The following is a 14,207-nucleotide window of genomic DNA, read 5'->3' as shown; positions in this document are numbered from 1 at the left end:
GAAGAACGTCGAATTTATAAGGTAATTATGAGGCATATTAGATAAGAGGTAGATATTCGGAGGGGGACGTATGAGAGAGTCAGAAGATCAAAGTGCTGGTCATGGAGAATTTCAAAAGCCAATAACGAAACGTTGGAATGGACTAAAACGAATTTTGAGAACAAAGTCTTTCTATATGACATTCGGACTTCTGTTAATTACGCTCGTCTTAGTTATTGCTCCTTTAATGTTCTATACTCGGGATCAACACGTCATCGTAGAAGGGGTGTCGATTTCTGGAATTAACGTTGGTGATTTATCCTTAGAGCAAGCGAAAATTGCAATTGATAAAGAAACTCAACGCTTAATGAATCAGTCCGTGAAACTAAATGTGGGTCAAAAATCACCTGAGATTAGGTTAGAAGATCTTGGCTTGACGGTGACTTCAGATCTAGCTTTACAAGAAGCCTATGATATTAGCAGAAAGGGTTCATTTCGTAATAAGGTTGTAACAAAAATGGCTGCAGCTAAAGGAATGAACTTTGACTTGTCTCAAAAGTGGGATGACAAAAAATTAAAGGAAAAACTGAACCAGACCTTAAATGAATTTGTTAAACCCGCCGTGGACGCTTCTTTCGATGTAACGAATCAAAATACGATGACTATTAAAAGTGAACATGTAGGTTCTGTTTTTGATTCTGAAGCGCTGAGTTCACAAATTAAAGCAATCAATATTTATAAGCCTGCATCTGAGATCAAGGTCGAATTTAAGGAACAATTGCCTAATTTGACTGCTGTACAATTGGAAGACCAAAAAATTACTGGTTTATTAGCGAGTTATACCACTCGGTTTGATCCTTCACAAATTGCGAGGTCAGAAAATGTCCGTATTGCAGCAAAGGCTTTGGATATGGCGGTTGTGAAACCAGGTGATACTTTATCCTTTAATCAAATCGTTGGTGAAAGAACCGTCGATGGCGGATATAAAGATGCTTATATTATTGTCAATGGTCAGTTTGTTCCTGGATTAGCTGGAGGAATATGTCAGGTATCCAGTACTTTGTACAACACAGGTTTATTAGCAAACTTGGCTGTCACACAACGTAGTAATCATGATTTGGCGATATCCTATGTACCACTTGGACAAGATGCAACCGTTGCATACCCGGATCTTGATCTAAAATTTAACAATAATACTGGTGGATACCTTCTGGTTCGTAGCAAATCAAGTGCTAATTCTGTGACTATTGAATTGTATGGTAAGGTTAAACCTGGGCAAGAAGTTTTTATTACGAATACTACAGAGTCTATTATTCCTGCAGAAGAGCAGCGACTCGTGGATGAAACCCTTACTCACGGTGTATCAATAGTAAAGCAACATGGTCAACCAGGGTCAATCGTTAAGTCTATCCGCACAGTTAAAATGAATGGTAAAGTCGTGAGCAGTGAACCACTCAAACAAAGTATTTATAAGGCGTTGCCAACGATTATAGCTGTTGGTGGCTAAGAAGATCACTTCGGTGGTCTCTTTATTTCAGTCTAAGTTAACCCGAATTTTTGAGAAATGGTCTTATAAGTACCTGAATTTGGAATAAATTTAAAATAATTTATGTATTTGTTAAAAAAAGCGTTAATAACGCTTTTTTTATTGGGGGGGGTTTGATACTATCTAAAGTATGAGTCTTTAATATCTTTTGTATTTAGTATTAAAAGGATGTGTACGCGTTTGATGACAAAAGTGATCGCTGTAGCCAATCAAAAAGGTGGTGTCGCAAAAACGACTACGGCAATAAATTTAAGCGCTTGTCTGGCAGAGCTAGGTAAACGTGTTCTTCTCGTGGATTTAGACCCTCAGGGGAATGCTACCAGTGGCCTGGGGGTCGCGAAACATAAGCTGACGCGTTGTATCTATGACGTATTAATTAACGATGTCCCACTGGAATTAGTACTTCAGAAAACGGATCAAAAAAATTTAAAAGTTGTTCCTGCAAGAATTCAATTGGCTGGAGCGGAGATAGAATTAGTAGCGCAGATTTCTCGAGAAGGTAAATTGAGAAGTGCATTGGAAAGTATTAGTGACAAATTTGATTTTATTTTTATAGATTGCCCACCATCGTTGGGACTTCTTACTCTAAATGCTCTTACTGCGGCAACTGATGTTTTGATTCCTATTCAATGTGAGTACTATGCTTTAGAGGGACTGACCCTTTTAATGAGCACACTAGAAAGAGTTCGCAAACACTTAAATCCAAATCTTAATGTTTTAGGTGCTTTATTAACTATGTTTGACGCTCGTACTAACCTGGCTATTCAAGTAGTTGATGAAGTTAAAAAGTTTTTCCCACAAAAGGTTTTTAGAACAATAATTTCTCGAAATGTCCGACTTAGTGAGGCTCCAAGTCACGGAAAGCCCATTAACTCTTACGATTCTCGCTCTAGAGGCGCTGAAGTTTATCGTGAACTTGCGAAGGAGGTTTTAGAGCGTGTCTAAAAAAGGTCTAGGTCGAGGACTTCAGGCACTGTTGTCTGATGAACTAGGGGATAATCCTGGCATCAAAGAAATCCCTATTGGTGATATCGAGCCTAACCCTGATCAACCTAGAAGAGAGTTTGATCCCCAAGCACTCAATGATTTGGCAGATTCGTTACGTGACCACGGTTTATTACAACCTGTTTTAGTTAGACCCGTGGGTGAACGTTATTGCTTAATTGCTGGGGAACGACGGTTGCGTGCTGCTAGGATTGCAGGTTTTGACACAATAAAGTGTATTGTACAGTTATGCAGCGACCAGGAAATGGCCGAGAGGGCCCTTATCGAAAATATTCAACGAGCCGACCTATCTCCGATTGAAGAAGGAATGGCTTATCATCGACTTACTGTTGATTATGGATTAACTCAAGAACAAGTTGCTCAGCGTGTTGGAAAGGCCCGTACAACTGTAGCTAACCTGCTACGTGTTTTACTATTGCCGGAGGTTGTTCTTGAATTACTAAGAAGTGAGAAGATTTCTCTAGGACATGCCAAAGTTTTACTCGGAATTAAGGATTCATCTTTACAAGTTTTGACTGCCCAAAAAGCTGCTCAAGAGCAGTTATCTGTTCGTGAAACCGAAGATCTTATCAACAGACTCTCAGAAAAAACGGCTAAACAAAAACCTCCGCTTGAACTTGCTCCTGTTCTACACAACGTCGAAGATCGTTTGCGTTCAAGTTTCCAAACAAAGGTTTCTTTAAAGGGCGATTACAAACGGGGTAAAATTGAAATTCAATACTATTCCGAGGATGAGTTAAATCGCCTCCTTGATTTGTGGAACGTAAGAATTGATTAATCATAAATGTTCCACATGGAACATTTATAATTTTGTTCAGAGACTCGAATAGCAAGTCAATCAATATTGTACGCTCACTCGTGCTGCCGCAACTATTTGTTTATTAGAATCACAAACAAACTTTTGGTACTATTTCTCGGTTACTATGTTATAAACACGTGTATTGGGTACTATGTACTATACTACGTCGCTTGTATGTTCTTAATTGCCATCTGTGGTATCGGAGAATATGCTGATTTTATGGAATAGTTCTGTCTACGCCCTTAAGGCTTTAATGGGCACATGTTTAGCCTTTAATTGATGTTAGGTACTCCGCTCACGTCCTATGCAGTTACATGGTATTCTTCATTCAAATTTTTTATAGTGTTTATTGTTCAAATAAATAATTTTTCCAATTTCTTTAAAAATTAATTTAAAGATTCATCTAGTGATATACCGACGTCGCTATAACGGTCTATTTTCGCAGTGCAGTGACAAATAATCCAAAGAGTCGTCTAATATGTAGTTGTGTACATTCGTATAATGTACTGACTCAAACAAGGCAATTTTTAGAAGTTTAGGTATCATTATGAGTAGCATAGTAATATTTAAGATATAACTTAGTTGTCAGTCTTAGATATCTACTTTGTGTGTTGACGGTGGTCCTAATTTAGGTTGCTGTTAACTGAGAAGTTTTTGGGGGAATACTTGTAGCTGAATTGGAGTATTTAAGACGGGAAATGGTTGTTCTACGTGGAACAGAGAGCTGGCTAGATGGTCCTTAACTTACTATTTCAATATAATATTGAATGAAACTTCCAGAAAGTAGTATCATGATATCTTCTGTAGATCAAAATACAGCTAAAACTTTCTTTATCAGTATATTATTATTGAAATCTTTGATCAGATTTACTTAATCTTCTACATCTTCACGTCTAACTATGCGAATATCGTGAGGTGTTATGTTTAAAAACTGGATTATTATAGTCAATAAGTAATATTTTTAAAAATATTTTGCGCTAATAACACCGCCAATTTCATCTATATGTCAGGAAGCATGCCTACGATTCATAAAGTGTTAGAACAGCGAATGCCTCTCACTCTTATATGCGCCATCGTTCAATTATATTCGGTGCAATAAATTTTATAAAACAATAATTAAGTGTTAGTTATTTAATTGGCATGAAACGTATAAGGCTATAAATTTCATAAACTGATTCATTTTAATAGTTACAAGGTTAGAGACTTGTAACTACATTTCTTTGTTCATAATGTTCCACGTGGAACATTATCGGAAACAAAAATTGGTAAAGGATTAAAATTACAATAGTTGAGCAACAATATTCACTTTGAGGATAGCCTATATCTATGAAGGAAGGGAATTCTTTGTTAGGTACTATAGTAAATACTTTGGCGATTGTGTTTGGAGGAGTAATGGGACTATTGTTTGGACATGCTTTGCCTGAAAGAATGAAGAAAACTGTTATCCAGGGGATTGGACTAGCTGTTTTGCTTATAGGTGGAAGCATGGCAATGCAAACAAAAAACCCAATAATTGTTATTATGAGTTTAGTGTTAGGAGGCGTCTTAGGTGAATGGGTAAATATAGAACTCCGTTTACAGCATTTTGGTGAATGGCTAGAGCGAAAATTTTCTAAAAACGGGCAAGAATCAGGATTTACGAAAGCATTCGTGGCGACAAGTTTGATATATTGCGTTGGAGCAATGGCAATCATGGGCTCACTAGAGAGTGGTTTAACTGGAAAACATAACATACTATTTGCAAAATCGATGCTAGATGGTATTTCAGCATTAGTATTTGCCTCTTCTATGGGAACTGGTGTTTTGGTTTCAGCTTTACCAGTCTTTGTATATCAAGGCGGTATAACTTTGGCAGCAGGGTTACTGCAAGGAGTTTTTTCTTCTCAGGTAATTGCAGAAATGGGCGCTACAGGAGGTCTACTCATCTTAGGAATAGGTTTTAATATCCTGGAGATTAAAGAAATTAAAGTTGGTAACCTATTGCCAGCTATATTTATTGCCGTACCATTAACCCTTTTCTTCACTACACTACATTTGGGTATGTAATCGGCAGAATTGTAAAGAATCTATAGTGATTGATAAAAGGGGGGGGAAACATTGAAACTATTTGAGGAAATTATGCCTTTACATTGGTGGGCTATTACTGTATTAGCAATACTATTACTCATCTCTTTAATAGCGACATTCGCACTCTTACGGCGAATGAGGCGCTTTGAAGCATCATATGTTAGTTTGCAGACATTCATGTCTGGACTTCAATTAGAAACATTACTACAAGACAACATTGAAAGAGTGGCCAAACAGGAGCAAAAACAGGAAGAATATGACGCGAGACTAAATTCTGTTGAGAAGAAATTACGTGCAAGTGTAGATCATGTAGAATTAATTCGCTTCAGAGCATTTGAAAACGTGGGAAGTGATTTGAGCTTTGCCGTGGCTCTCTTGAACCAAGAAGGTAACGGAGTTGTACTCAGCTCCATCCATAACCGTGAGGAAGCAAGAGTATACGCTAAACCAGTTAACTTCGGCCAGTCTACGTATTCACTGACCGGAGAAGAAAAAGAAGTCATAGCTAAGGCAATGAACGGGGAGAAAATCTAGCGGTACTCATAGCGTACTTTTAGAAAAGAATGAGTAAGGAGAGAACTAATGTTTTCGGACATTCGCCACACGAGGTTAAGTCTTGTGTTTTGCAAGACCATATATTCCATAAACCCTCCAACGTTGACGATTCCTGTCATATGCGCCTCCCCTACTTCGGGAAGCTGTTTGTGAACACCGGCACCAGGTTTCAACGGACCGTCTGAAAGCGTAATGCATCCAATGGAATCCAGTCGTCCAAGACAGGCGTCGATAGCTATGATAAAGGGATTTTCGAATGTGTCATGAATAGACTGTATATTATCGCCTAAATTAGTAGCATGGACAGGCTCATCCAGTGTTCCGTATACATGAAGGTGTGGAAGATTCAAGCGCGAAAGATGCGTACCAATCAAAGGGCCCAAAGCATCTCCAGTTGATCGGTCGGTGCCAATACATAGGATTATGGCGGGACGTTTCCGGGTTGAAATAAAGAGGTCAGATAGTCGCGTTTCAAGTTTTGCTTTGGCTGAGAGGTCATCTACATGGGCTTTGATTTTTTGAGGCTCAGTTCTTAATGAAAATAGGCTCACAAGATACCCCCTAATATTATGCAACAAATATATAGTTAAATTTTTGCCAAAATTTAGCCCTTTTATGCATGAGATTTCTCCTTTTGCCATAAGGATGATGGCGGGGGGGAAACAAAATGAAGTGGAAAACAACGTTTCAAGTTGCCGCCACTTACGTGGGCGCTGTCATGGGGGCGGGATTTGCTTCAGGTCTAGAAATACAGCAGTTTTTTGCACGGTTTGGACGTTGGGGTCTAGCGGGAGTCATTGTCAGTGCAGTTCTATTTTCGCTTTTAGGTTGGGGTATGTTAGATTTGCAAGAACGCTGGAAAATCTCTTCCTATCCAGAATTTTTCATACACCTACTCGGTAATAGGTGGGGGCGTTGGGCGGATGCAATCGTTAGTGTTCTTCTATTCGTGGGCATGCTAGCGATGATTTCTGGTAGTGGGGCACTCTTTTACGAATACTTTGGCTTTTCCAGGTGGTTGGGAATCTCTTTAACAGGTTCAGTGATTGCTTTAGCCTTATGGTTTCGCGGTGAAGGCGTTTTATGGATTAATTCTGTCTTGATACCCTTGAAATTTGCCTTTTGTTTAGGTATTGCAACAGTGGCCGTTTTCTTCGCCAGTTCAGGTGATGGTGAGGGTATAGTAATCCTTCCAAACCCTATTGTTGAACATTGGGCCCTTTCTGCAGTTCTATACGTATCCTTTAATTTAACGCTAGCTATGGTGGTATTTGCATCTTTAGGACGTGACGTTCAACGACCAGGGGCTCGGTTAGGTGCAGTGGTAGGTGGGGGAGCACTTGGATTATTTGCCTTCGTCATAGGGGCTGCATTACTACGGTTTCCTGATACTATAGGGTTAGAAATCCCCATGGTGGCTATAGCAGGGAAATTAGGAGACTGGCCCGCCTTTTTATATGTAATCGTTTTATGGTTAGCTATGATTACTGCAGCAATCGGAAATGGATTTAGCCTTGTTAGCCGAGTGGTTGATTCGGGCAAGTTGGGTTATGGTCAAGCGACGCTCTTTCTAATGCTCCTTCTGTTACCAGTAGCAGGAGTTAAATTCTCTCAACTAGTACAGTTCGTATATCCTCTATTTGGTTACTTGGGATTAGTATTGTTGCCGATGATTCTGTACTTTTGGCGAAAGGCATAAAGGAGATTAATGGTTAGTTGTAGAAGCGTTCTAACAAGCCTTTAAACTAGTTTCGTAAGAGGTCTAAGATGGGGATAGGATGGTTGACTAGAAATTTTTAGAGATTTAGTAAATAAACTGCGGTCTCGAATGAAAAACATGAAATTAGTAAGATCTGGGAATGGTTAAGATACAGTCATCATGAGACAAAGGGTGATGTTATTGAGGACACTCTATGAAAAGGCTATAAAACATCTAGAAGCGGGAGAATTAGACGAGGCTGAAGAAACGTTACAAACATATGTCCGTGAGAATCCCACGGATGCGATGGCCCATAATAAACTGGGAGTTGTTTTCGTTAATAGGCTCAACCGAGACGAAGCAAAACGTTGTTTTGAAGAGGCACTGAAACATGATGCTTACCTAATACATGCCCTGAATAATCTGGGTAATATTGCAAGAGAAGAGGGCGAGTTAACGTTAGCTATAGAATATTACCAAAAGGCGATCCGCATTAATCCGGATTATCCGCTTCCCCATAATAATTTAGGGGTCGTATATAAGCAGCAGAATCGTTACAGGGACTTTATTAGGGAGATCAAGATTGCAAAACGCTTAGAACATAGAGAGGTTATTTATTCAAAGGATAAACATACTTTCAGAAATTGGCTAACAAACTTCTGTTCTAAATCAAATAAATAAGGGGATCGAAAATGGATGAACGACACTATTTAGTAGGTACTGCAGGGCATGTTGACCATGGCAAAACAGAATTGATTCGTGCACTTTCCGGCATAGAAACGGATCGCTTGAAGGAAGAAAAACAACGGGGGATCTCCATTGAACTGGGGTTTGCGCATATGAGACTGCCTAGTGGACGGCAAGTTGGAATTGTAGATGTTCCAGGGCATGAGCGTTTTGTACGCCAAATGTTGGCTGGGGCGAGTGGTATGGATGTTGTGATGTTGGTAATAGCGGCAGATGAAGGAATTAAACCTCAGACACAGGAGCATTTGGATATCCTGACCTTACTTGGGATACCTCGAGGAATTATTGTTATCAATAAGGTCGACCTCGTAGATGAAGAGTGGCTCGAATTTATGGAGGAAGAGGTGCGAGAGGGACTTAAAGAAACGGTATTCCACGAAGCTCCGCTTTGTCGGGTATCTGCTCTAACAGGTGAAGGAATTCCTTTCTTACATCAAACCATTGACGAGTTGCTCTCGGACGTAGAAAGTAAGAAAACGTCCGGGCCAGTTCGTATGCCTCTTGACAGGGTGTTTAGCATTCAAGGGTTTGGAACAGTGGTGACAGGGACACTTAACAGTGGTGTGATCAAACTAGGGCAGGAGTTGGTGATTGAACCAGCTCATATTTTGACTAAGGTTCGTTCACTGCAAGTCTACAAAAACAAAGTTAATTTAGCGGAAGCTGGGCTGAGGGTAGCGGTTAATCTAGCGGGGGTAGATGTTACTGAGGTGGAGCAAGGCTCTGTCCTTGTTATGCCAAATAACTTTAAGGTAGGAAAGATATTAGACTTGAAGGTTTCAAATCTTTCCTCGGCAGAAAAATCTTTAATACAAAGGCAGCGAGTTCGTTTTCACCTTGGTACAACGGAGATCCTTGGACGAATACATCTTCTGGATCACGAGGAACTAGAACCTGGGCAAGAAGGATTTGCGCAAATTCTGCTAGAACAGCCTGTAGTGGCGGCACCTGGAGACCGTTTTGTGCTTCGGTTCTACTCACCTACTCATACGATTGCTGGCGGAAAAGTACTCAGTGTTGCTGAGTTCAAGCAGAAAAGGTTTCGAGAGAGCGTATTGTCACAACTAAGAATAAAAGATCAAGGAGATCCACTTGACCTCTTGGAAAGAGAAATGGCTGAACCTCAATCAGGACCAGATTTAGCAGCACGCTTGCATATTGACTTAGCAGAACTGGAAGGGGGGTTAAGATCTTTAGAAAATTCGCAACGACTAGAGATCTTGAAGGAAGATGACAACGCTCTTTATTGGGGGAAGGAAATGGCCGAGACTTGGCGCCTAAAATTAATTTCGATCGTAGAAACCTACGAAGGCTTAAATCCCCTGCGCGGAGGAATTAGCCGTGAGGAATTAAAAACTCGCCTCGGAATTACTTGGACGCATCGTCGTTGGCAAACAGTTTTGGAATCAGGTTCAGTACGTGGTTTTTATCGCATCTCTGGGAGCAAAGTAGAAACAATCGAAGGAGCTGTAATTCCTTCCGAGATTCAAAAACGACTTAATGCCTTAAGATCTCTCTGGCAAAACGTTGGGCTAACACCTCCAGAGTTAGGGACAGTATCTGAAACGTGTGGCATCCAAAAAGTAGATATACCAGAGTATGCTGGATATCTATGTGAACAGGGTGAATGGGTAGCTGTAAGTGGGTTCTATTACAATAAGAGCGATATTCAAAAAGCGAAAGACGGTTTGGTGGAAGTGCTTAAATTACATGGGGAAGTTGGCGTCGCTGAGGTACGAGAGTTATGGGGTACGTCCCGAAAATATGCGGTTCCTTTGCTTGAGTTTTTTGATCAGCAGCGCGTAACACGACGTCAAGGAGATAAGCGCACTCTCTTCTAGAGATACATTTGTATTGCACAGGAAAACAAAATCGTTGACACCATGGCACAATAGTTATAAAATGGCTTTAATTTTAGGGGCCTGTATTATAACAAATTTGCCTGGGTTTTCCTCCCTGGGTCAGGGAGGTTTTTTTATTTTGCAGGTCAAAAACTTAGTTTTATAAAAATTAGGGAGGTGAAGGGAAAAATCTTTAGAGGGATGCCGAACTTATACTTTATAACATATTGCATTTTATTTATTTGAAATCTAAAGATAACAAAGCTATGAGATGGGAAGTAATTCGAGGGAGAAAAAGATCAACTATGAGGAGGAGGAATAACGGAATGCGAAAGATATTAACCGTTTTGACAGGAGTCTTACTAAGCGCTACCCTTCTGGTTGGGTGTGGGACGAATGCAACATCAGGGAGCAGTGGAAATGGCGGAAGCGGTGGAGTAATTAAAGTCGGAAGCAATTTTGAATTGAGTGGGGCAAACGCAACATTCGGTAAGTCTTCTGTGAATGGGGTTGACCTTGCCTTCGAGCAACAAAATGCTAAGGGAGGTGTGCTCGGTAAGAAGTTGCAGAATGTTAGTGCGGACAACAAATCGGATGCTGGCGAATCGACTGCCGCTGTAACTAAACTTATCGGACAAGATAAAGTAGTTGCTATCTTAGGGTCGTATGCCAGTACGGACACGTTGGCCGCATCTCAAGTGGCTACAGATAATAAGATACCGTTGCTTTCCCCGACATCGACGAATGTGAAGGTAACTGTTGAGAATGGCCAAGTGAAACCTTGGATTTTCCGGGCTTGTTTTATAGATCCATTTCAAGGTGAAGTGGCGGCCAAATTTGCATTAAATAGTTTAAAAGCCAAAACTGCAGCGGTTTTCATCGATCAAAAAAGCGATTACTCTAAAGGATTAGCAGAAGCATTTATTAATAATTTTAAGAAGGGGAATGGCACAATTGTAGATACGGAACAATATGTCGCCTCTAGTGATAAAGATTTTCGTGCCACGCTAACAAGAGCAAAGTCGGCTAATCCGGACTATGTGTTTATCCCAGGTTATTATCAGGAAGTGGGGCTCATAGTTAAACAAGCCCGTGAAATGGGGATGAAGCAACCTATTATGGGCGGAGATGGATGGGATTCTCCAGATCTCCTAAAGATTGCCGGAGCAGATGCATTAAATAACACCTACTTTGTCAACATGGTAGCCATTGATGATCCGGCTATGGCATCGTTCGTTAAAGACTACAAAGCAAAATATAATGTTGAACCGGATGCCATGGCGGCGTTAGCGTATGATGCTGCTAACATGCTCATAAAGGCTTTCGAAACAGCCGGGGATACAAATGGAGAAAAAGTAAGAACAGCTTTAGAAACTATGAAAGGCTTTAAGGGATTAAGCGGAGAAACAAATATTGATCCTAAAACGCATAATCCTGTGAAAAGTGCTGTTATTATTGAAATGAAGAATGGAAAGAATACCTTCTTAACTAAAGTAGAACCAAATTAAACTTTGTATTTGACCGCTTGTAAATTCAGACTATAATATATAGAATATAGAATTAGAAGTTGTTATCTAACAGCCTCTGATGGACAGGTAAAACCTCGGTCAATAAGACTCGCTTTCTTTGACTGAGGTTTTACTGTGGAATGAAGGTAAGCAGAGGCAAAAATTGGAGGTGAAGGTCAGAGGGCGCTGAAAGTCAGCCCTTAAAAGAGCATGGAAAGTAAAGTATGAAAGTAGCTAATGAGATGTTAAAGGAGAGGAAGAAAGAGAATGAGAAAAGTATTATCAATGGCAACCGTAGCTTTGTTGAGTCTTTCACTTGTAACCGGTTGTGGAACGACAGCTGCACCAAATGCACCAAAGGCAGCTGATGTGATTAAAGTTGGTGGAGACCTAGAGTTGAGCGGAGGAACGGCTGCGTTTGGTCAGGCTGCTGAGAAAGCGATTAAGTTAGCATTTGAGCAACAAAATGCCAAAGGTGGGGTCCTAAGCGGGAAGAAGTTAGAATACGTTTCCGCAGATAATAAATCTGATGCTGGGGAATCTACAGTGGCCGCCACTAAGCTTGCTACTCAAGATAAAGTGGTTGCGATACTCGGACCTATGACAAGCGGGGACACGTTGGCTGCAGCACAAGTGGTCGCAGATAGCAAAGTTCCGTTGATTACTCCGACGGGGACCTCTGATAAAGTGACGATAGAAAATGGACAAGTGAAACCTTGGATCTTCCGGGCTTGCTTTATTGACCCCTTCCAAGGGCAAGTAGCTGCAAACTTTACTAGTGACAACCTCAAATTTAAAAAAGCAGCACTTTTCATTGACCAAAAGGGAGATTATTCAAAAGGTCTGGCCACTTCCTTTGAAGAAAACTTTAAAAAGGCCGGCGGAGAAATTGTGGCTAAAGAACAGTATGTAGCCGGTAGTGATAAAGACTTCCGTGCAACCCTAACACGTATCAAAGCCGCTAACCCAGAGGTGGTCTTTGTGCCAGGTTATTATCAAGAAGTTGGCTTGATTTTGAAGCAGGCTCGTGAAATGGGGATGAATCAGGTATTTCTCGGTGGAGATGGTTGGGGTTCTCCTCAACTTGTAGACGTTGCTGGAAAAGCGGCTCTTGAGAATACTTACTATGTTAATCATGGAGCTATTGATGATCCAGGAATGGCTCAATTCTTTAAAGATTTCAAAGCTAAATATCAATCAGATCCTGACACCTTTGCTGCTTTAGGCTATGATGCGGCAAATATGTTAATTAAAGCGATTGAAACTGCAGGAAGTACTGATAGTGAAAAGTTAAGAATTGCCCTGGAAAGCACGAAGGGTTTCCAAGGCGTCAGCGGTGTGTTGACGGTTGATCCTAAAACTCATAATCCAGTGAAGAGCGCTGCCATCTTGCAATTTAAAGATGGAAAAGCCGTATTTATGACGAAGGTAAATCCTAAATAATATCGCGAGTCAGCAAGGGCCCGGATAAGAGGCGAATGGATATGGATCTCGCATAGGAAAGGAGGGAGGAACTCCTCCCTCCTTTTTTAAATAAAAATTATTCGGGAATAGGGAGTGGAAATATGGGAAATGTAACTCAGCAATTTTTGCAGCAGATTGTGAACGGGCTTTCTCTTGGGAGCATCTATGCTTTAATCGCTTTGGGCTATACCATGGTATACGGTATTATTAAACTTATTAACTTTGCTCATGGTGATATTATGATGGTTGGAGCTTATGTGGGATGGTATGCCACAACGGTATTGCATCTTTCGTTTCTCCCCGCATTGCTTATTGCGATGGTGGTCAGTGCCATCCTCGGTGTATTGATAGAACGGATCGCGTATAAACCCTTGCGCAATGTTATAAGGATCGCATCTTTGATTACAGCGATTGGTGTTTCGCTATTTTTAGAATATGGTGGTATGCTGCTTGTATCACCACAGGTTCGTACCTATCCACCAGTTTTCCCTAGCACAATTTATAATGTCGGCGGGATTATCATTAAATATGGCGATATTGTCATGGTCGTTACCTCTATTGTCTTAATGATATCACTGCATGTAATTGTGCAATATTCTAAAATCGGCAAGGCAATGCGAGCAGTATCGTTTGATACTGAAGCCGCATTATTGATGGGAATAAATGTGAATAATACGATTTCAGCCACCTTTGCTATTGGATCAGGACTCGCAGCCGCGGCTGGTGTGTTGATGGGCGTATATTTTAATACTATTGATCCATTAATGGGTATTATTCCAGGACTAAAGGCATTTGTCGCAGCTGTATTGGGCGGAATTGGTATTCTTCCTGGTGCAATGGTCGGGGGATATTTCTTAGGACTTACGGAGGCCTTTGTTAGCGGTCTTGGCTGGTCAACTTGGCGGGACGCAGTGGCATTTCTGATTTTAATTCTTGTTCTAATCGTTAAGCCCAGTGGGCTCTTCGGTAAGAACATCCGTGAGAAAGTGTAGGTGGT

Annotated in this window: 12 protein-coding genes; 11 read left to right on the top strand and 1 reads right to left on the bottom strand. The window is 40.7% G+C overall.

Annotation, left to right across the window (positions count from 1 at the left end; translation table 11 throughout):
* Positions 1-70 precede the first annotated feature (70 nt).
* The 5 genes from E4K68_RS04275 to E4K68_RS04255 all read left to right on the top strand — a co-directional run bounded on the left by E4K68_RS04275 (position 71) and on the right by E4K68_RS04255 (position 5,930).
* Positions 71-1,486, top strand: a complete 1,416-nt coding sequence (locus tag E4K68_RS04275; RefSeq protein ID WP_135377490.1) for a VanW family protein — start codon at positions 71-73, stop codon at positions 1,484-1,486.
* A 222-nt stretch (positions 1,487-1,708) separates the two neighbouring features.
* Positions 1,709-2,470 carry an AAA family ATPase gene (locus tag E4K68_RS04270; RefSeq protein ID WP_199241689.1) on the top strand — a complete coding sequence of 254 codons (762 nt, stop codon included), beginning with the start codon at positions 1,709-1,711 and terminating at the stop codon, positions 2,468-2,470.
* On the top strand, positions 2,463-3,308 hold the full coding sequence (locus E4K68_RS04265; protein ID WP_135377488.1) for a ParB/RepB/Spo0J family partition protein: 846 nt from the start codon (positions 2,463-2,465) through the stop codon (positions 3,306-3,308). The genes E4K68_RS04270 and E4K68_RS04265 overlap by 8 nt, the downstream gene beginning before the upstream one ends.
* A gap of 1,365 nt (positions 3,309-4,673) precedes the next feature.
* Positions 4,674-5,375, top strand: coding sequence for a DUF554 domain-containing protein (locus E4K68_RS04260; RefSeq protein WP_135377652.1), 702 nt, complete (start codon positions 4,674-4,676; stop codon positions 5,373-5,375).
* Positions 5,376-5,447: 72 nt separating this feature from the next.
* A complete protein-coding gene (locus E4K68_RS04255) occupies positions 5,448-5,930 on the top strand; it encodes a DUF4446 family protein (RefSeq protein WP_135377650.1) in 483 nt (160 codons plus the stop codon).
* Here E4K68_RS04255 and yyaC read toward each other — a convergent pair.
* Positions 5,927-6,502, bottom strand: coding sequence for a spore protease YyaC (yyaC, locus tag E4K68_RS04250; RefSeq protein ID WP_135377487.1), 576 nt, complete (start codon positions 6,500-6,502; stop codon positions 5,927-5,929). The genes E4K68_RS04255 and yyaC overlap by 4 nt on opposite strands.
* 116 nt (positions 6,503-6,618) lie before the next feature.
* Between yyaC and E4K68_RS04245 the strand changes: the two genes are divergently transcribed.
* From E4K68_RS04245 to E4K68_RS04220, 6 genes are all read left to right on the top strand, one after another.
* Positions 6,619-7,650 (top strand): hypothetical protein, encoded by a 1,032-nt coding sequence (locus E4K68_RS04245; RefSeq protein ID WP_135377486.1) that lies wholly within the window; start codon positions 6,619-6,621, stop codon positions 7,648-7,650.
* A 180-nt stretch (positions 7,651-7,830) separates the two neighbouring features.
* Positions 7,831-8,331, top strand: a complete 501-nt coding sequence (locus E4K68_RS04240; RefSeq protein ID WP_135377485.1) for a tetratricopeptide repeat protein — start codon at positions 7,831-7,833, stop codon at positions 8,329-8,331.
* An 11-nt stretch (positions 8,332-8,342) separates the two neighbouring features.
* On the top strand, positions 8,343-10,238 hold the full coding sequence (gene selB, locus E4K68_RS04235; protein ID WP_135377484.1) for a selenocysteine-specific translation elongation factor: 1,896 nt from the start codon (positions 8,343-8,345) through the stop codon (positions 10,236-10,238).
* A gap of 326 nt (positions 10,239-10,564) precedes the next feature.
* The gene (locus tag E4K68_RS04230) at positions 10,565-11,746 is read left to right on the top strand and encodes an ABC transporter substrate-binding protein (RefSeq protein ID WP_135377483.1); all 1,182 of its coding nucleotides are present in this window, start codon (positions 10,565-10,567) and stop codon (positions 11,744-11,746) included.
* A 267-nt stretch (positions 11,747-12,013) separates the two neighbouring features.
* On the top strand, positions 12,014-13,189 hold the full coding sequence (locus E4K68_RS04225) for an ABC transporter substrate-binding protein (protein ID WP_135377482.1): 1,176 nt from the start codon (positions 12,014-12,016) through the stop codon (positions 13,187-13,189).
* A gap of 122 nt (positions 13,190-13,311) precedes the next feature.
* Complete coding sequence (locus E4K68_RS04220; RefSeq protein WP_135377481.1) at positions 13,312-14,202, top strand: branched-chain amino acid ABC transporter permease; 891 nt, start codon at positions 13,312-13,314, stop codon at positions 14,200-14,202.
* Positions 14,203-14,207 lie beyond the last annotated feature (5 nt).

It is taken from the genome of Desulfosporosinus sp. Sb-LF, from assembly GCF_004766055.1.
Classification (GTDB): domain Bacteria; phylum Bacillota; class Desulfitobacteriia; order Desulfitobacteriales; family Desulfitobacteriaceae; genus Desulfosporosinus.
This window is presented reverse-complemented; position numbering and strand designations above follow the sequence as displayed.

Bases quoted from the DNA above. Each gene is read 5' to 3' on its own strand.
- E4K68_RS04270 (WP_199241689.1), top strand. From the start codon at position 1,709: ATGACAAAAGTGATCGCTGTAGCCAATCAAAAAGGTGGTGTCGCAAAA.
- E4K68_RS04225 (WP_135377482.1), top strand. From the start codon at position 12,014: ATGAGAAAAGTATTATCAATGGCAACCGTAGCTTTGTTGAGTCTTTCA.
- E4K68_RS04255 (WP_135377650.1), top strand. From the start codon at position 5,448: ATGCCTTTACATTGGTGGGCTATTACTGTATTAGCAATACTATTACTC.
- E4K68_RS04220 (WP_135377481.1), top strand. From the start codon at position 13,312: ATGGGAAATGTAACTCAGCAATTTTTGCAGCAGATTGTGAACGGGCTT.
- E4K68_RS04240 (WP_135377485.1), top strand. From the start codon at position 7,831: ATGAGACAAAGGGTGATGTTATTGAGGACACTCTATGAAAAGGCTATA.
- selB (WP_135377484.1), top strand. From the start codon at position 8,343: ATGGATGAACGACACTATTTAGTAGGTACTGCAGGGCATGTTGACCAT.
- E4K68_RS04230 (WP_135377483.1), top strand. From the start codon at position 10,565: ATGCGAAAGATATTAACCGTTTTGACAGGAGTCTTACTAAGCGCTACC.
- E4K68_RS04275 (WP_135377490.1), top strand. From the start codon at position 71: ATGAGAGAGTCAGAAGATCAAAGTGCTGGTCATGGAGAATTTCAAAAG.
- E4K68_RS04245 (WP_135377486.1), top strand. From the start codon at position 6,619: ATGAAGTGGAAAACAACGTTTCAAGTTGCCGCCACTTACGTGGGCGCT.